The sequence below is a fragment of the Bacteroidota bacterium genome, from assembly GCA_034439655.1.
GTDB lineage: Bacteria > Bacteroidota > Bacteroidia > UKL13-3 > UKL13-3 > CANJUD01.
In genome coordinates this window covers 1-18,869 of sequence record JAWXAU010000106.1, presented here as the reverse complement: position 1 = coordinate 18,869, position 18,869 = coordinate 1, and the positions used below count along the sequence as shown (strand labels likewise).

The following is an 18,869-nucleotide window of genomic DNA, read 5'->3' as shown; positions in this document are numbered from 1 at the left end:
AGTATGAATACTTATAAAATTCCCTTTTATGCTAGAACAGCTCTAATTTTTATAGGACTGTTTGCGTTTGTAGCTGTGCTATATATTGGCCAGCATATTATTGTGCCTATTGTAATTTCAGGCATCATTGCCATATTGCTAAGCTCGATGGTTTCGTTTTTAGTTAAGAAAAGAATGAACCGCATACTAGCCATTATAGTTTCATTATCCACTGTATGTCTCACCTTAATTTTATTGGTAGTACTTTTATCGTCGCAGTTAACTCAATTTTCTGATGCTTTTCCGAGGCTTCTAAGCAAATTTTATGAATTCTTGAACAAAGGTGTGTTGTGGGCTTCCGAAAGTTTCAATATCAGTATCGATAAAATAAACATTTTTATTGTGGATACGAAAGCAGAAATTATTGCTGGCGGTAGGTCATCTATTGGTGCTACGCTCTCCATAATGGGGAGTGCCGTGGTTGTTATTTTCTTGATTCCTGTATATATTTTTATGATATTATTTTACCAGCCTTTACTGCTTGAATTTATCCGCAAACTTTTTGGTAAGACCAACGAGAATGAAGTGAATGAAATACTGACTTCTACTAAATCCGTTATTCAAAGATATTTGGTCGGCCTATTACTGGAAGCTCTTATTATAGCTACACTAAACTCGGTGGGGCTGCTTATTATGGGAATCGAATACGCGGTGGTGCTAGGCATATTGGGTGCTATACTCAATATCATTCCCTATCTGGGAGGAATTATAGCAATGGGTATTTATATGGTTATAGCGATGGTAACCAAAGATGACGCCATATATATACTTTATATTTGGATGCTTTATTCTGGCATCCAAATTATAGATAATAATTTTATTGTTCCAAAAGTCGTGGGTTCAAAGATAAAAATAAATGCTTTTATAGCCATTGTTGTTATTATATGTGGCGAGGCTATATGGGGTATACCGGGTATGTTTCTTTCCCTTCCACTCACCGCTATTGCCAAACTTATTTTCGACCGAATAGAGGGATTAAAGCCTTGGGGTTTATTATTGGGAGATACCATGCCAGCAATTGTTAAATATAAAATAAAATTGAAAAAATAAAAAATTTAATATATAATATTATGAAACCGAAAATAGGAATTTCAGAAAAAAAATTACATGAAGTAACTAAGTTATTATCTGTAGTACTTGCCGATGAGGTAACACTTTACACCAAAACAAGAAAATTTCATTGGAACGTGTCTGGTGACAGCTTCATGGAACTTCACAAATTATTCGAGAACCAGTATAAACGCCTGGAAGAGTCTATCGATGAAGTTGCTGAACGTATTAGCAAGTTAGGCAGCAAAGCCATCGGAACTATGCAAGAATTTGGAAAATTAGCCAATATTAAGGAACACCCAAGCAAATATCCTACTTCAAAAGAGATGATTGAAGAATTGTTGAATGACCATGAAATGGTGATAGTTGAAATACGCAAATCGGTGAATCTCTGCGGCGAAAAATACCATGATGCTGGTAGTGCCGATTTCCTTACCGGATTATTGGAAGAACATGAAACAATCGCATGGACATTGAGAAGATATTTAAAATAAATCAATAGTGCTAATAGCTATACTTCTAATCACTAATATTTAGAAGTATAGCATTTGGTATTTAAACATTATATATTTATTCTGGAACCTAAAAATATCATATTGAAATTAAAAGAAAAAATGCCTAAAAAAAGGTGGAAAAGAATATTGCTTCGAATTTCATTTACTTTAGTAACATTGATTACGATCGTGATTCTTTTTATTTCACCTATTACCAAATATTTAATTGAAAAATATGATGTAAAGTATTCTGGACGGGAAATTAAGATGGATTGGGCTTATGTAAATCCTTTTACGGGTTCTGTTTATTTTAATGATCTCAAAATATACGAACAGAATAGTGACAGCGTGTTTTTTTCGGCAAAGGGATTGGATGTAAATTTATCAATGCTTAAGTTGCTCTCAGAAACCTATGAAATTAGCTCAGTCACGCTTACCGAACCGATAGGCAAAATTATCAAAGAAAAGAAAAGTTTTAATTTTACAGACCTCATCGCAAGATTTGCATCCAAAGATAGTATATTCGATACTACCAAAGCACCTGTTCATTTGAATATACTCAATGTGGAAATAAAAAATGGTACATTCTATTATATAGAACCACTTATTCCAGTAAATTATGGTATCAAAAATTTTAATTTTACCAGCGATGGTAAATATTGGGATTCAGATTCCATTACGGGTAAATTATCTTTTGTGCCCAGTGTTGGTGGTGGAGATATTAGCAGTAATTTTATGATTAATGTTTCAAATCTAGATTATCGTTTAGCATTCTTAGCTCATAAATTGGACTTAAGCATTGTAGAACAATATTTAAAGGATTTGATAAGTTATGGAAGCTTTTCTGCCAATATTGACGCTGACCTAAACGCAATAGGAAATTTTAAATTTTCTGATAGAATAAGTGTTCGCGGAGATTTCGCAATTAATGAATTTCATTTTGGAAAAACCCGGCAAGATGATTATGCATCCTTTAAGAAACTTAAATTGGGTATTAATGAACTTGACCCAGGACATAAAAGATATTTCTTCGATTCAATCTTGCTCGACCTTCCTTATGCTAAATATGAGTTATATGATTATTTAGACAATATACAGCATATGTTCGGTCATGATGGTGCTATCGTGAAAACAGTAGATGCCAATCCCGAAAAATTCAACCTTATTATAGCAATTGCAAACTACATAAAATTAATTTTTCAAAATGCAATACGAAGCGATTATAAAGTTAGGAACCTATATGTAAAAAATGGAAATTTTCAGTATTATGACTATTCAATCAATGAAAAATTTTATGCAAGCCTGAATCCCTTTACTATAAAGGCAGATTCGATAGAGAAGGCTAAAAATTGGGTTAGATTGTATTTAGAAAGCGGACTTAAACCTTATGGTTCAGTTGCTGTACATATTAGTATGAATCCCAAAAATAACAAAGATTTCGACTTCACTTACAAATTACAAAAAGTACCAGTAGCAGCTTTTAATCCATATATCATAACTTATACTGGATTCCCATTAGATAGAGGTCAGCTAGAAATTTCGGGGAGTTGGTATGTGAGAGATGATGTTATTAATAGTACCAATCATTTTTTAATAATTGATCCAAGGGTATCCACTAAGATAAAAAAGAAACAGACACCCTGGATTCCGATGCCACTCATTATGTCCATTGTGCGTGAAGGTGACAATGTAATTGATTATGAAATTCCCATCACAGGTAATTTAAAAGACCCTCATTTCAACTTTCATGATATAATTACTGATTTGATTAAAAATATTTTATTCAAACCACCCACTACGCCCTATCGTTACCAAGTTAAAAGTACGGAAAATGAAATTCAAAAATACCTTTCAATTACGTGGGCTATGCGGCAAAACGAGTTACTCCGCTCGCAAAGGAAGTTTATTAATAAAATTGCTAATTTTTTAAAGGAAAACCCCAGTGCGAGTATTGTAGTTCATCCTAATAATTATACTGAAAAGGAAAAAGAATATATATTGTTTTTTGAAGCAAAGAAAAAGTATTATATAAGCAGTAGGAATAAAAAGGGAGGTTTCATAAGCGAGAAGGACTCAATATATATAGAGAAAATGTCATTACAAGATTCATCGTTCATAAAGTATGTGAATAGCATTGTGAAGGATCCAATGATGCATACAATGCAGGGAAAGTGTACCAAGCTAGTGGGCGAGGCATTGGTAAATGGGAAATTTGACAAATTGATCAAAGAAAGAGAAAAATTATTTATACAATACTTCATAGATAACCAAACAGTGAAACAGGTAAAAATAGTTTCAAATACCGATATAATACCCTTCAATGGATTTTCAACTTTTACAATAAAATATAACGGCGAAATTCCTCAATCACTCAAGAAAGCAAATGAAGATCTTAGTGAAATAAATTCAGAATCGCCTAGAGACAAATATTTAAAATTTAGAAAAGGTAGAAAGTAGAAAATCCTTTTTCTATATTTATTAATTTATAAATTAAAAACATTTGGAAGGACCATGAAACACGTTAAAATTATAGGTAAATTATTTAAGGAAACGGCTAAAAAGTGGTATGCCCGCGATCCTTTTAGCGAGAGTGCAGTTATAGCCTTCAATGCTATATTTTCTTTGCCTGGGTTGCTGGTATTAGTGATATCATTAGCTGGTTATTTTTTTGGAACGGAAGCAGTAAATGGCCGCTTGCGAAGTCAAGTATCCGAGGCCATGGGAACTGATACGGCCGACCAGGTTCAGCAAATGGTACTTATGGCTTCCCGTAAAAAGGATTCTCTATGGGCAACTATTCTAGCTATTTTAACTATTATAATAGGAGCTACTGCGGTATTTGTTGAGTTTCAAAAAGTATTAAATAATATTTGGGAAGTAAAAGCTACAACTAAGAAATCTGGCATTTTGGCTTTTCTTAAAACCCGCCTTTTTTCCTTTGGTCTAATAATTACCATCGCATTTCTGCTACTTATATCTTTGGTGGTATCCTCTTTATTGTCGGCATTAAGTACATGGGTATTGAAGCACTGGTCAGAATCTTTATTGGTGCTTTTCGAACTACTTAATTTTATTATTTCAATTGGAATTATTATGTTACTATTTTCTATGATGTTTAAAATACTGCCCGACGCAAAAATCAAATGGCATTCGGTATGGATTGGAGCATTTGTTACTGCACTATTATTTGTTGTAGGCAAAACAGCTTTGGGATTATACTTTGGTAAAGCCGATCCAGCCTCGGGTTATGGTGCAGCGGGTTCTATTATACTTATACTATTATGGACTTCCTATTCCTCAGTTATTGTATTATTTGGGGCCGAATTCACTAAAGTATATTCAGATCATTATTATGGAAGCATTCCTGCTACCGAAAATGCTGTTAAGCAAAAAACTGAGGTAGGAGAAATTATAAAAACACATATATAAACAATGGAGGTTAAAACAAACATATCGCTAAATTCTGATAAAAAAGAAAATGATAAACCTTCAGCAAACGAAGAGCGAAAGAATCATTTAAAGGCAGCAATCAAAGGTTTCTTTTTGGAGATGTCCTTATTGTCAAAATTTGCTGGTCGTTTTTTTAAGGAAGTATTTTTCCCACCTTACGAGTTTAAAGAACTTGTTAAGCAAAGTTATATTGTGGGTTGTAAATCATTGCCACTGGTGGGCATTACTGGTTTCATCATGGGCCTAGTTCTTACTATTCAATCGAGGCCAACACTTGCCTCGTTTGGAGCAGAATCGTGGCTGCCAGGAATGGTAGGCGTTTCCATTATCAGAGAAATTGGCCCTGTAATAACGGCCTTAATATGTGCAGGTAAAGTAGGATCGGGAATTGGAGCTGAGCTTGCATCAATGAAAGTAACCGAACAAATAGACGCCATGGAAGTGTCGGGTATTAATCCATTTAAATATATAGTAGTTACTCGGGTGTTAGCAACCACACTAATGATTCCTTTATTAGTTATTTTTTCTGTAGCAATTTCATTATTTGGTTCTTATGCCGGTGTCAATATTAAAGCAGATGTTAGTTTTCATTTGTTCTTTTCAATGGTGATAGAGGCAATTAGTTTTAAGGATGTATTTCCAGCTTTTATCAAAACATTTTTCTTCGGATATGCTATCGGACTTATTGGATGCTATAAAGGATATAATGCAAACAAAGGAACCGAAGGTGTTGGCTTATCAGCAAGCTCGGCAGTTGTGCTAGGTTCATTGCTTATATTTATTATTGATATGATAGCAGTGCAGTTAACAAGTTTATATGAATAGTACTATAATGGAAGCACAAACTAAAAATACAACACTGTCATCAGATAATGATAATAATATAGTGCTCGAAATACAGCACCTGCAAAAATCATTTGGAAAAAACTGTGTATTAAAAGATATAAGTTTAAAACTTGCAAAAGGAGAAAACTTGGTGGTACTGGGTAAGTCGGGTAGCGGTAAATCGGTACTTATAAAATGTATAGTCGGATTGATCGAACCTGATGAAGGCACGCTATTAGTTTTGGGAAATAATATTGATGAACTAGAAAACAAAAGCTTAAACGAGCTACGAAAAAAGATAGGATTTCTTTTTCAAAGCGGGGCATTATATGACTCTATGACAGTGAGAGAGAATTTGGAGTTCCCATTAAGAGGGGATAGTAAATTAACGCAAGACGAACTAGATACATTGGTGAAAGAAGTTTTGGAAAATGTAGGGCTTTCGGAAGCCATAGATAAAATGCCTTCTGAACTATCAGGTGGTATGCGTAAACGAGTAGGATTGGCACGCACACTTATATTAAAACCAGATATTATATTATATGATGAACCCTCTACCGGTCTTGATCCTATCACGTCAAAAGAGATTAGCAAACTAATTAAAGATATTCAAAAAAAGTATAATACATCTTCCATTATCATTACCCACGACATCGACTGCACAAAAACTACTGCCGATCGTATCATAGTATTACGCGATGGAGTATGTGCAGCCGAAGGTACCTTTGATGAGATTCAGAATTCGGAAGACCCATGGATACAATCATTTTTAAAATAATAATAGCAAAATAAGTAAGATCATGAAAAATAAGAAAAGCAATACCATTACCTTAGGCGTATTTGTTACCATCGGTATCGGATTATTTATAGCCTGTATATATTTTATAGGTAACAAACAACAAATGTTCAGCAATACTATCCAGATTAGTGGTGTTTTTAGAGATATAAACGGGCTGCAAGTGGGCAATAATGTGCGGTTTTCAGGCATCAATGTAGGGGTGGTCGAGAACATTGAAATTATAGACGATACGGCCGTAAAAGTTGATTTTGTGCTGGAAGAAGACGTTACCAAATTTATTAAGAAGGATTGCAGAGCCATCATCGGTTCCGATGGACTTATGGGTAGCAAAATCGTGGTAATAATGCCAGGCTCAGCAGGTCAAAAAGCAATTCAAAATGATGATATAATTGCAACTGCTACTCCGGTAAGCATAGATGAAATTATGCAGAACTTAGAATTATCAAGTAGCAATGCAGTTGATATTACCGACGACCTGTCTGCCATCATGTTCAATATACGTGCTGGTAAAGGTACCATCGGCAAACTATTTATGGATACCGCGTTTGCACAAAGTATTGACCAAACAATTGGTAATATAAAACAAGGAGCAGGAGGTTTCAAACAAAACATGGATGCTGCTAGCCACAATTTTCTGTTGCGTGGTTTTTTAAGAAGGAAAAATAGGGATAAAGAAAATATTAAGGAAAAAGAAAAGGAAAAGGAAAAGGAAAAAGAGAAAGAGAAAGAGAAAGAGAAGACAAATTAATTATATTAATTTATCACCCAAAAAAGTACAATGCTTTTTTCATCGCAATTCATAATTGATAAATTCATCGAGAAAACAAAACACGATGAAAATTTTAATAAGCTATTGCTCGCATCATTGTTTAAAGCAAAGAAAATAGCAACTGAACAGCTAAATCCTGATTTATTTAAAGCATTATCTTGGCCACTAAGTCTAGAAGAATACAATATATACTTAGTCGAGTTTTCAAAATGGATACCCAGAGAAAGTAAGGATGCTATCTGGAAAATTCCAGGTACAAATGGACATCAAGAAGTGGATGACCGCACCAATCATTTTTACTGGCTCGTCGACCAAGAAGTTGGAGTGGATAATACAACATTAGTCGAAAACATTGCGTGGTTCAGCAAATGGCTTATTGAATATGCCCAAAGTTGGGGTAATTTTTTAGATACCACAGATTCTTTTAATCAAGAAACATTAAATACATTTTGTAACAATTCTCCATTATATAAAGTGGAGGATTCAATGATTGGTAACAAACCCAATAATCCAAGTGGTTGGCTTACCTTTAACCAGTTTTTTGCACGAGAGTTAAACCCTGGAATGCGGCCCATTGCATGCCCTTTTGATAATACCATAGTTACTTCGCCTGCCGATTGTAATTTCAAAGGCATATATCATATTGGAGCTGATTCAACAATCCCTGAAATTATTGTAAAAAATACCCATAAATTTTCGAGTATCGAACACTTGCTTCAGGGGAGTATATATAATAATGCTTTTGCTGGGGGCACATTTGTTCACTATTATCTGAGTACATTTTCGTATCATAGATTTCATACACCTGTGGCGGGTATTGTTAAAGAATGTTATCCCATTCATGGATTGGTGTATTTAGATGTGAAAATAAAAAATAATCAATTCGACTCTCCCGACAGTGCCGAGGATGGATATGAGTTTGCACAAGCACGCGGTGTAATTACTATTGATACCACACACTCGCCTTTTGGCAATATAGGTATTGTAGCTATAATTCCTATTGGCATGTGTCAAGTTTCTTCTGTGAATATGATTGCCACAGTAGGAAGTGAATTGCTCAAGGGAGATGAATTTGGCTACTTCTTATTTGGTGGTTCCGATATTATAGTCTTATTTCAAGAAGGAACGAATCCACAAATTGATAAAGATGAAAAATATCGTTTGTATGGTTCGGAAATAGCAAAGTGCACGAAACTATAATTTCTAAAAATTTCTTTATATTAGTTTAGTGCTTTATATTGATCCGATAAATGCTCAAACAAAAAGGTAAAGAATGGCTTAAACGATACTTGCCCGCAGAAATTGTAGGTACTGTGGTAGTGATGATAGCTGCCGGGATCGCCCATTTATTTACCGAGAATTTGATTATTATAGCTTATGCAGGTGCAGTTGGCGAAAGTATAGGGTTTTATGCGACGATTTTAATCCAAAATATATTAAGTAAAAACAAAGAAAGAAAGGTCGATAACAGCAACTTTTCTTTTCGCCACTTTGTTCAAATTATTACAAATATTATAATAGAATTTGGCCCAGCTGGGCTAATTGATGGATTATTATTACGTCCATTTTTCCTATATCTCTTTCCTATATTATTAGATAATTTTATGCTCGGAATTTTAGTAGGAAAAATTGTAGGAGATATTACGTTTTATATTTTTGTTATTATAAGTTATGAATTGAATAAAAGGAGGAAAGGTTCCTAGTCCACTCAGCCTAGGTGGGTTAATCGTGTGTACAATTCATATCACCTATTATTTCAACCCGAAATAAATCAATATAGCTGGGACAGTGGTCATAATCGCAGTCCCTATCTTACCCAAATCTATTTTTGTAAATTTAGTATCTTCGCAATTACTACAGGAACGAAAGGAAATTACCTTCCCTTCTTTGGAGTATGTTACAAACAAATCAACATATTTGCCTCTGATATTTTTACCATTTACGGGTTGTGTATTATATGGCAATACCTTTCTATCGGTTACCCTATACTTATATATCAACACTAAAGTAGAATCGTCGGATAACTTAAGATCATAAGGTGGAATTCCGAGAATTTGTGTCACTTCTTCTTTGGTCATTCCCTCCTTTATGGATAATACTTGTTCTATCATGGTGTACTTGGGAGCCTGCACCACACATGATGATAAACTTAATATTAAACTGAATATTATGAATACATTTGTCATTAATTTAGATTTTTTATTTAGGACAAAAATACAACAGAATAGTTTATTATACCTATTCTTCAACTAAAATAGTCTTCCCTTTCGAGGCTTGCGAAATTAAGAAACATGAGAGTTTATTATTATAAATGACCTTTTTTTTGAGCGTAATGAAAGAAAAAGGAGTTTTCGGGCAAGAACAAATTAGTATTTTATTTCTAGGCTGATTTCAATATTCTTTATCTCCTGTGGATGAGCAAAAAATAGGAGCACTTTGCCAATCTTACCCGCTTTAAATATGTGATATATATAACATATTTCTAAGGTTATGTAACCCTTTTAACTTTAAAGAAAACCACCTTCGCAGTACAAAAACACACCATGAAAAAGAGCATGATTTTCTCATCGAAATACGTAATTGATTTATTGTTCGAAAGATCAATACATGATAGTGGTTTTACTGAATTATTCGTTGCCTCATTGCACAAGGCTAAGCAGACAGCCGAACAGGAACTTCACCCAATATTATATAAGGCTTTAACATGGCCTACTGATATGGAAGCATATCGTTGCTATTTGGTTGAGTTCTCTAAATGGATTCCACAACAAAGCAATGATGCCGCATGGAATAGCCCGCTAACACACGAACACCAGGAGGTGATGGACAGACTCAATCATTTTTATTGGCTTATTCAGCAAGAAATCGGGCCTAATAATACTATGATAGTTGATCGTATTCCATGGTTCAATCAATGGTTAGTTGACTATGCAAAATCTTGGGGTAGTTTTTTAAATACAACCGATTCATTTAATAAGGAAATCATGGATTCATTTATTAAATATTCTCCAAAATATAGGGTCGAAGATTCTTTGGTTAATGGAAAATCAAACAATCCCAGTGGATGGCTTACTTTTAATCAGTTTTTTGCACGCGAACTCAATCCTGGTCTGCGACCCATTGCCAGTCCGATGGATAATACGTTTGTTACTTGCCCTGCCGATTGTACTTATAGAGAACAATATCATATTGAAGCAGATTCGAGTATCCCTGAAGTAACTATAAAACTAACACACAAATTTGCAAATATTGGAAAATTATTAGAAGGAAGTCTATATAAAAATTCATTCGCAAATGGTACATTTGTACATTATTTTTTAGGCACTTATTCTTATCATAGATTTCATACACCAGTTGCTGGCATTGTGAAAGAATGTTTTCCTATTCAAGGTTTAGTAAGTTTAGATGTGAATATAAAAGACAATCGATTCGATGCTCCCGATAATAGTGAAAGTGGTTATGAATTTGCCCAAGCACGCGGCGTTATTACGATAGATACTGCCCAATCGCCTTATGGAAATGTGGGTATTGTTGCAGTAATTCCAATTGGTATGGCACAGGTTTCTTCTGTTAATATGATAGCTATTCCAGGTAGTAATTTATTGAAAGGCGATGAGTTTGGTTATTTTTTGTTCGGCGGTTCTGATATTATTGTATTGTTTCAAGAAGGAACCAACCCACAAATTGATACCAATAATAATTACCGACATTATGGAACTGTGATGGCAAACTGTACCCGAAAATATTCTTAACGTCAGTCACTCCCGATTGCTATCGGGATGTATCAATTCGAAGAATCTCATGAATCGGAAACATTTTGTACCTCCTGAATAATAATAGAACGACCAATCACTAAAATATTGTAGGAGTCAGTCTCCCCCACAGGAATTAGCCGCGGCGAAAAGAGGGGCTAAGCTTCAAACAACATATATGACACTAAAAAACACCTTCAAAAAAATCCCCGACATGGGTGTAATATGGGTGATGGACGAAGCCATTAAACTCGGATTCTATAATGGAAACCCCGATTGGGCAAACCTTGGTCAGGGCCAACCTGAGTTCGGAGAAATTGAGGGAGCACCACCCAGAATAAAAGATATAAATATAGAAATTTCAGACAATTCCTATGGACCTTTGAACGGAACACTAGAATTGAGAAAAGCAATTGCCAATCATTATAATAGATTATACCGGAAAAATAAGCCATCATTATATACATTTGAGAATGTAAGTATAGCAATGGGCGGCCGTTTAATGCTTACCCATGTTTGTAATATGTTAGGCAATATCCGCCTAGGATATAAAATTCCTGAATACCCTGCCTATGCTGATATTCTCAATAATCATAAAGGGAAAATGGATGCTCTACATATTCCAACATTAGCTGAAAATAATTTTGGAATTTCTGCTGATGAAATTCCTGATATAATTATACAAAATAAATTAGATGCATTTCTATTTAGCAATCCCTGTAACCCAACAGGAAGTGTAATAGGAGGTGATGATTTGCAAAAATATTTAACGAGTGCCAGCGAAAATAATTGTGCTCTTATTATAGATGAAATGTATTCGCATTATATATATGATAATGATAAACCTGCTGATGGTCCAGTATCTGCTGCTGAATATATAGAAGAGGTAAATGAAGAAAATATTATTATAATAGATGGACTCACAAAATCGTTTCGTTACCCGGGCTGGCGGATAGCATGGGCTGTGGCTCCAAAGAATTTAATTGATAATTTGAACAGGGTAGCAAGTGCCATCGATGGTGGCCCAAGTCAACCTATGCAACGTGCCGCTTTAAAAATATTGGAACCAGAATATGCAGATAAGGAAACAAACGCTTTAAGAAAAGTGTTTAGCAAAAAAAGAAGTATCATGCTCAAACATTTACGTGAAAATGGAATTATTTGTTCGGATAAATCTCGAGGAACATTTTATATTTGGGGCGATATTAGTAAGCTGCCAGCACCTTTAAATAACTCAGAATACTTTTTTGCTGAAGCTCTCAGACGCAAGGTAATGGTAATCCCCGGGCACTTGTTCGATATACATCCAGGGCAGAAACATATAAGCACTTCAAACTTCAATAACTATATTCGTTTCTCATTTGGACCCGAAGAAAAGAATATGCTTATGGGTGTAGAACGTTTGGCAGAATTAATACAATCAACAAAGTAATATATGATACCAAAGGGAAAATTAATCATTATTGGTGGGCATGAAGATAAAGGGACTTCAGGCGAAAGTTTAGAGGTTATTAAAAGAGAAGACAGTTCTCCGCATCCACATTTTGAAATACTTTCAGAGTTAATTTCTAAAATTCCGAGGTCGCATCATATTATAGAAATTATTGCTACGGCCTCTGCTATTCCGCAAGAAATGGAAGAAACCTACCGAGCAGCATATAAAAATGTAGGCTTTACAAAAGTAGATTTTATTAGAATAGAAAACGAAAAAGAAGCAAACGATATATTATATATAAAACGAATTGAATATTGCCATGCGGTTTTTTTTACAGGCGGCGATCAAACACGACTAACAAGTACCTTGAATGATTCGAAAGTTTTGAATGCCATAAAGAGAAAATATATAGCTGATGAACATTTTATTGTGGCAGGCACCAGTGCAGGTGCTATGGCCATTCCGCAAACTATTATAGCAGGCGGTATTATAAGAGAAGCACTGATGAAAGATGATATAAGAATGGGAGATGGATTTAGTTTTATCGATGATATTATAGTTGATACGCATTTCATCAAACGAGGACGTATTGCGAGGTTGGCTCATGCGGTCGCATTAAATTCTACGCTGTTAGGAATAGGATTGGGAGAAGACACCGCCCTAACTATTTCAAATGGAAATGAAGCAATATGTACAGGCTCAGGAATGGTTATTATAATAGATGGAAATACAATAGGCAAAACAAATATTAAAACAGTAGATGATAAAACGCCCATTATTATAGAAAATTTAAAAGTACATATACTTGCAGAGGGCAGTACGTTTCTTATTATAGAAAGAAAGATGTTATAGAATTCGGTAGTCGGGGGCCATTCGGCATCAGTAACCTCCCAGCATACGGGGGAGGTGTCCGCAGGACGGATGAGGTATGATCAGGCTTCAGCAATCCGCCTCAGCGGAAGTACATTGTACATCGTAAATCGTTATTCCTCCTTTACCACTTTCACTACTGTGTTATCTATTTTCATCATATATATTCCTGGAGCAAAAGGCGATAAATCGATTTCAATTATATGTTGATCTATATTTACTTTTTGTGCTAGAATTTCTTTACCAGTGATATCATAAACCCGAATGAGCGAGGATAATATTTCGTGGTTATTTATATATATCTTTCCATTAGTAGGATTGGGATATAATGTTAGGTTTTCTGATGCCGGTAAGTAACCGAGTGAAGTATTGTTTACACTTTTTGTAGTTCCATAGAACCAAGGCGTAGCGGTACTATCTGTTGAAAAGAAATTAAGTAATAATTGTGATACTTTTGCTGAACCAGTTGCCGATGGATGTGTGCCATCACTATTATAATCATTGGGACAGATCCAAGTAAGTCCGTCTTTGCGGGGTGTGGTTCCATCAGCCCATAAATAAGGTCCCCATGCCAACCAAGGTGCTTGTATATTTTGACCTTGAAAATTCAAACTGATATCAGCATTTATTTGATCTTCTATCAACCATTTTACACTTAACCCACTTTGCCAAGCATAGGGTTCGGGATTTAATCCGTTGGTTGCATATCCAGCATATATTCTACTGCTTAAATAGCACATTTTCAAATTTGGATATCGTTGTTTGAGTATAATAACCATATCTTTTATTTGTTGTTTAAAAGTATCCGCATAGTGGTGAAAAATGCTATCTGTTGGGCCGGCATAAGCAGTTTTAAGCCATATTACTTGCACTTGATTAGGGCTGCTGCCATTTACACGCAAAGCAGAATCGACCATGGGCCAATATATATCATTTGCATTTCGTGTTTGTTGAGATGGGTGACCACCCACAGATCCATTAATCATTTTTAATTTGGGATTTATTCCCGGAAAGGTTTTAGCCGATTGTAAAAATGCTTTGGTTTCAATTCCGGTATTCGACATTCCTACACTTAACCAAATAATATTTTTTGTAGTATCTAAATTTCCATTGGTATCGATAGGCTGCATGTTCAATGCTATATTTCTTCCTGCTTGTTGGTGTGTGGTGGGGCATACATTATACCCATTGGGATATAAACCGCCTTGCACACCTCTATAATAGTTGGCACCCAAATCATTTAGAGGTGGTAATCCAGTGCTGGTATTATTGCAATTATTGGTAACTACGCCTTTATATATAACAGAATCCATGATGCCAGTTCCCATATTATAATAAGTTCCTGAAGGGGTTTGTTCCAATTTGATTGGACGTATCATATATATATTATTTCCAGATAAAGGTGAGTTGTCTGTATAGCTTGTACCTGTTATAATTTGTGTATTGATTCGAACAAAAGCACCATAAAAAGTATTTGCTCTGTATATATAATAGCCACTAATTCCTGCTTCATTTGAAGCTGCCCAATTAATATCAACGGTGTTTGAATTTGCCACAGGTTTTACATTACTCACAGGGGCTATTATATGCAAACGAAGTGTGGGATCACCCATTAAAGCCATGTGAACTCCACGTGTAATACCTGATGGAGTAGTACTATAGAAATAGGTATTCAAATTATTCTGGCTATTCTTAACACTAAAACCTAAGGGCTCACCCATTGCCATATGATGAAAATTCCAATAGGGTAAATACCCTGTCCACATAGTTGCAAGGCATTGGCCCGTGGCTGCTAGTGGGCTTCTCATTAACTGATTGGGAACATGCAAACCGCCATTATTCCACTCCACAAAATAACTTCCCATCATTTGCAAAAATGTAGCATTAATATCATTGTTCATACATGCCGTACTTGTAAATGCATCATTGTTAATACTGGTATCACTACCACCTCCCGCTATATAAGCAAACTGATAATGTTGTGTTTTAATAGAATCTAGAAACTCAGTATTCATATTCCAATTGGTACTATGTAAAGCGTTATATCCAAACAGCGGATTCATGCCAGCCCAACCACCTGCCGATGTAAAAGGGCGACCGTTATCCATTTTTGTATATAATAATCCTCTATATTCAATAGGTGTATTTTTTATTCTATAGTTATGGTTTTTATCCATATATCTTTTTAGCAATTGTGTTTCTGAAATATTAAATCCTGGAAGATTATTCATATCAATTCTTCCCACATATATATCAGAGTTAGATGGTAAAAAGCTTTGATCCCAACGACCATCGCCAATTGTATTTGGATTGTGTATAGTGCCTTTATTGTTCGATGTGATTGTATTGTCAGTCCATGTTCCATCAAGGTCAGCATAATATACATCTGCAGGTTGGGCCCCCACACGTTCTGTATGGCCATCAGGTGCAAAATTTCCAGAGTATGGAACTGCCAGATGCCCCAAAATAATTACAGATGATAGTTGTCCATTTTTACTGGTATTAAATTGTTTGATATATTTTTTAATATTAGAATCAATAGCTGATATAGAAAATGTTTGTGTATATACGCTGTATCCATCACCAATCAAATCGGCTTCATATCTTTTTATTTCTGCACTGAGTGAGGATGCTTGTGCTTTGTCAACCAATATTAAAGCCCATCCTCGGTTTTCTACCACTGTTAAATTAATCCCCGCATATATGTATCCATTTCCTTCCAATATCACAGTTGTTTTTTTAATCCAGTATTCCCAAGCTTCGCCATCTTTTACGCTGGCATCTGAGTAAGTATTTGTACTGCCGCTCAAGCTGTCTATATAGGTCCACAGCGAATCTGTTTTACTTTTTCTATATACTTTATAATATAATGCATTGGCATCACTTAGCCAATCAAGTTTAATAGAACTGCTAGTTGTTTGTGCGGTTACAAACACCGTATAATCTTGTCCTGTGGGCTGGTTAATAATAGTAAAATCTGCATCACTTGTATCACCTTCCGATGTATTGGCAGTATTCACAACTCGTACTAAACATTTTGTAGAAAGTGTATTTGGAACCGTCCAAGTATAACTATTTGTGGATGCAGTAATATTCTGTTGTATCATAGTCCAATTTTGTCCATGATTGGTAGAATAATATATATCTACTTTATTGATACTGCTGCTCGCATTCCATATAATACTTTGCGAGGAACCCACAGTCCAACCTTCTCCTCCGTTGGGGTTATATAAACTAAGTGGTTTGCTATTCACAGCTTTACTATAACTTATAATAGTACCATTATCACCTACAGCCCATCCAGTGCTGTCGTTCAAGAAGGTAACACTCCAAAGTATATCGTTGGTGTTAGCGTTTTCTGCATTCCAGTTTGTACCGCCATCTGTAGTTGATAACATTGATCCATTTTTGCCACAGGTCCATCCTGTATTTGTATTAAGCATACATATAGAAACCAAATCGTAAGTGATGCCTGAAGTTTGTGAACTGAAACGTGTGGCTCCACCATTTTTTGTATTTCTTATAAGGCCACTAGCTCCTACATACCATCCGGTATTGCTGTTTGCAAAGTTTACATCATAGAAATTTTTTCCAGTGGTCACATTGGTGTCTATATAATTCTTCCAGATTTTTCCTCCATCTTTGGTATGTAATATAAATCCTTGCTTTCCCGTTGTTGCAACTCCTGTAATCCATCCCGATAAAGAATCTAACATATATATATTGGTATAATTGGTAGCAAGTACTGTTTGTGCCGACCAATTTTTTCCACCATTGGTGGTTTTTCTAACCACTCCTGTGGGTCCTGCCACCCAGCCTTTTAAAGTATCTACCATACACATAGCAGATAGTGAAGAAGAAACACCACTATTATATTTAGTCCAGTTTGTTCCGCCATTTTTTGTTATATATATATTCCCCGAATCGCTACAAACCCAACCCGATTGAGTACTTTTAAATATAACGTCTCTCAGGTTATCCGTTGTGCCGATACTTTGTGAAGTCCAGGTTTGTCCACCGTTTGTGGTTTTTAATACAGTTCCATTTTTGCCAACTGCCCATCCTATTTTGGTGTTCGCAAAACTTACTGAAGTAAGTCGTTCAGTTGTATTACTGGTTTGTGCAGTCCACTTTTGTGCTTGTGTGCTAAAGCTGGCTGTTATGCATATCATGCCTAACAATACCTGTGTAAATATTTTTTTCATAATAGTAGTTTTATAATAGTAATACGGTTTGTAAATGGCAGAGGTTGGGTGTAGAATTATAATTATATAATAATTACTTTCACAGTCATTAGGTGTATGCTTAAGACAAAGCAATCCCGATAAATAATAAATAAACAGATTTATCTACCCCATCAATACTTTAGCATATATAAATTCATACTTTAACCGAAAGCGGGAACAATATATATTACAGTGATCAAAAATAATATCTAAAGAATCTGTACTATTCCCAACCCCGATTCTCACGTTTTTCATCCACCAGAAATGCTTGGCATTTACCACAAAACTGGTCATGACAATGTGTGGATGAAACACGAAACCCCGCCTTTTGGGCAGGGGCTGCTTTACGTTCGTACTTCTTTTCAATCATCATTTAATGCTTCACAATAAATTTCAAAACGAAATTACCTGTCCGAATAAAATAAATTCCGTCTAGTAGTTCCTGTACTGAAATATTTTTTGCTGTTTTAATTTTTTCCAAAACCGATTGTCCGTAAATATTAAATACTTCAATATCATAAAGGGTTTGTGAAAACGAAAGATTTCCGGCTGTTGGATTTGGATATAAAATTGGCGTATTTTGTATAGCTGAATTATAAGAAAAAAATCCTGTTGTTATGTTTGTAGTTCCAACTCTAAAGCCATTCCCAAAACTTGATGCCCATACTTCATTTACATTATAAGGATTAAAAAATATTTTTTGAGGCCGTCTGAAAGGGTATGATGCTACATTATTTGTAGAAAAGGAATCGCTGTTTGTGTTGGTAGCATATTGTAATCCCATTACCTCTGTGCAGATGTATAATTCATTCGGTAATGTAGGATGAAAAGTACCTGATAAAGCAGATTGATTGTAAACATTAATCCAGTTTACTCCTCTATTTGTTGAACGATAAACCCCAGGAGCAGATTGAACTTGCTTAATTGATTTATTACCTACAAATGCAAGCCAAGTATTTTGAGCTAAATCATTTGGATCAATTTCAATATTTACCGTCTCTATTTGCATAAAACTTGGGTTATTATCCGCCCACGTTAATCCACCATCATTACTATAAAAAACACCTGAACTTGCAGTATAAACTGCTGAACCTGAAGTCGCAGAATTTCTTGTTCCATAAACAGCAACAAGCGTATCTTTGTTAAGCACAATAATTTGT

General features: G+C 35.1%; 16 protein-coding genes. 12 read left to right on the top strand and 4 right to left on the bottom strand.

From position 1 onward, the window contains the following. Window positions 1-3: 3 nt before the first annotated feature. The 9 genes from SGJ10_07285 to SGJ10_07245 all read left to right on the top strand — a co-directional run bounded on the left by SGJ10_07285 (window position 4) and on the right by SGJ10_07245 (window position 9,129). Entirely contained in the window at window positions 4-1,089 is a 1,086-nt protein-coding gene (locus tag SGJ10_07285; protein MDZ4757924.1) for an AI-2E family transporter, read from the top strand. Between the two features lie 20 nt (window positions 1,090-1,109). After that, complete coding sequence (locus SGJ10_07280) at window positions 1,110-1,583, top strand: DNA starvation/stationary phase protection protein (protein MDZ4757923.1); 474 nt, start codon at window positions 1,110-1,112, stop codon at window positions 1,581-1,583. Window positions 1,584-1,772: 189 nt separating this feature from the next. After that, window positions 1,773-4,040 carry a DUF748 domain-containing protein gene (locus SGJ10_07275; GenBank protein MDZ4757922.1) on the top strand — a complete coding sequence of 756 codons (2,268 nt, stop codon included), beginning with the start codon at window positions 1,773-1,775 and terminating at the stop codon, window positions 4,038-4,040. Between the two features lie 54 nt (window positions 4,041-4,094). Then, entirely contained in the window at window positions 4,095-5,012 is a 918-nt protein-coding gene (locus SGJ10_07270) for a YihY/virulence factor BrkB family protein (GenBank protein ID MDZ4757921.1), read from the top strand. Between the two features lie 120 nt (window positions 5,013-5,132). After that, window positions 5,133-5,858: an ABC transporter permease gene (locus tag SGJ10_07265; GenBank protein ID MDZ4757920.1), complete on the top strand. Its 726-nt coding sequence runs from the start codon at window positions 5,133-5,135 to the stop codon at window positions 5,856-5,858. 7 nt (window positions 5,859-5,865) lie between these two features. Next, window positions 5,866-6,636, top strand: coding sequence for an ABC transporter ATP-binding protein (locus SGJ10_07260; protein MDZ4757919.1), 771 nt, complete (start codon window positions 5,866-5,868; stop codon window positions 6,634-6,636). A 22-nt stretch (window positions 6,637-6,658) separates the two neighbouring features. After that, window positions 6,659-7,405, top strand: coding sequence for an MlaD family protein (locus tag SGJ10_07255; protein ID MDZ4757918.1), 747 nt, complete (start codon window positions 6,659-6,661; stop codon window positions 7,403-7,405). A gap of 30 nt (window positions 7,406-7,435) precedes the next feature. Beyond that, window positions 7,436-8,626, top strand: coding sequence for a phosphatidylserine decarboxylase (locus tag SGJ10_07250; protein MDZ4757917.1), 1,191 nt, complete (start codon window positions 7,436-7,438; stop codon window positions 8,624-8,626). Window positions 8,627-8,676: 50 nt separating this feature from the next. Further along, window positions 8,677-9,129 carry a hypothetical protein gene (locus tag SGJ10_07245; GenBank protein MDZ4757916.1) on the top strand — a complete coding sequence of 151 codons (453 nt, stop codon included), beginning with the start codon at window positions 8,677-8,679 and terminating at the stop codon, window positions 9,127-9,129. Between the two features lie 48 nt (window positions 9,130-9,177). Here SGJ10_07245 and bamE read toward each other — a convergent pair whose 3' ends face one another. Continuing rightward, window positions 9,178-9,612, bottom strand: coding sequence for an outer membrane protein assembly factor BamE (gene bamE / locus SGJ10_07240; GenBank protein MDZ4757915.1), 435 nt, complete (start codon window positions 9,610-9,612; stop codon window positions 9,178-9,180). 357 nt (window positions 9,613-9,969) lie between these two features. Here bamE and SGJ10_07235 point away from each other — a divergent pair, with 357 nt between their 5' ends. From SGJ10_07235 to SGJ10_07225, 3 genes are all read left to right on the top strand, one after another. Next, window positions 9,970-11,178, top strand: coding sequence for a phosphatidylserine decarboxylase (locus SGJ10_07235; GenBank protein MDZ4757914.1), 1,209 nt, complete (start codon window positions 9,970-9,972; stop codon window positions 11,176-11,178). 178 nt (window positions 11,179-11,356) lie between these two features. Then, window positions 11,357-12,610, top strand: a complete 1,254-nt coding sequence (locus SGJ10_07230; protein ID MDZ4757913.1) for a pyridoxal phosphate-dependent aminotransferase — start codon at window positions 11,357-11,359, stop codon at window positions 12,608-12,610. A 3-nt stretch (window positions 12,611-12,613) separates the two neighbouring features. Further along, window positions 12,614-13,465, top strand: a complete 852-nt coding sequence (locus SGJ10_07225; protein ID MDZ4757912.1) for a cyanophycinase — start codon at window positions 12,614-12,616, stop codon at window positions 13,463-13,465. Between the two features lie 131 nt (window positions 13,466-13,596). Here the strand turns inward: SGJ10_07225 and SGJ10_07220 are convergent, their stop codons facing one another. From SGJ10_07220 to SGJ10_07210, 3 genes are all read right to left on the bottom strand, one after another. After that, window positions 13,597-17,688, bottom strand: a complete 4,092-nt coding sequence (locus tag SGJ10_07220) for a YCF48-related protein (protein MDZ4757911.1) — start codon at window positions 17,686-17,688, stop codon at window positions 13,597-13,599. Window positions 17,689-17,932: 244 nt separating this feature from the next. Next, a complete protein-coding gene (locus SGJ10_07215) occupies window positions 17,933-18,082 on the bottom strand; it encodes a hypothetical protein (protein MDZ4757910.1) in 150 nt (49 codons plus the stop codon). Next, a partial coding sequence (locus tag SGJ10_07210) for a T9SS type A sorting domain-containing protein (protein ID MDZ4757909.1) occupies window positions 18,083-18,869 on the bottom strand: 787 nt, incomplete at its 5' end. It abuts the gene before it with no gap.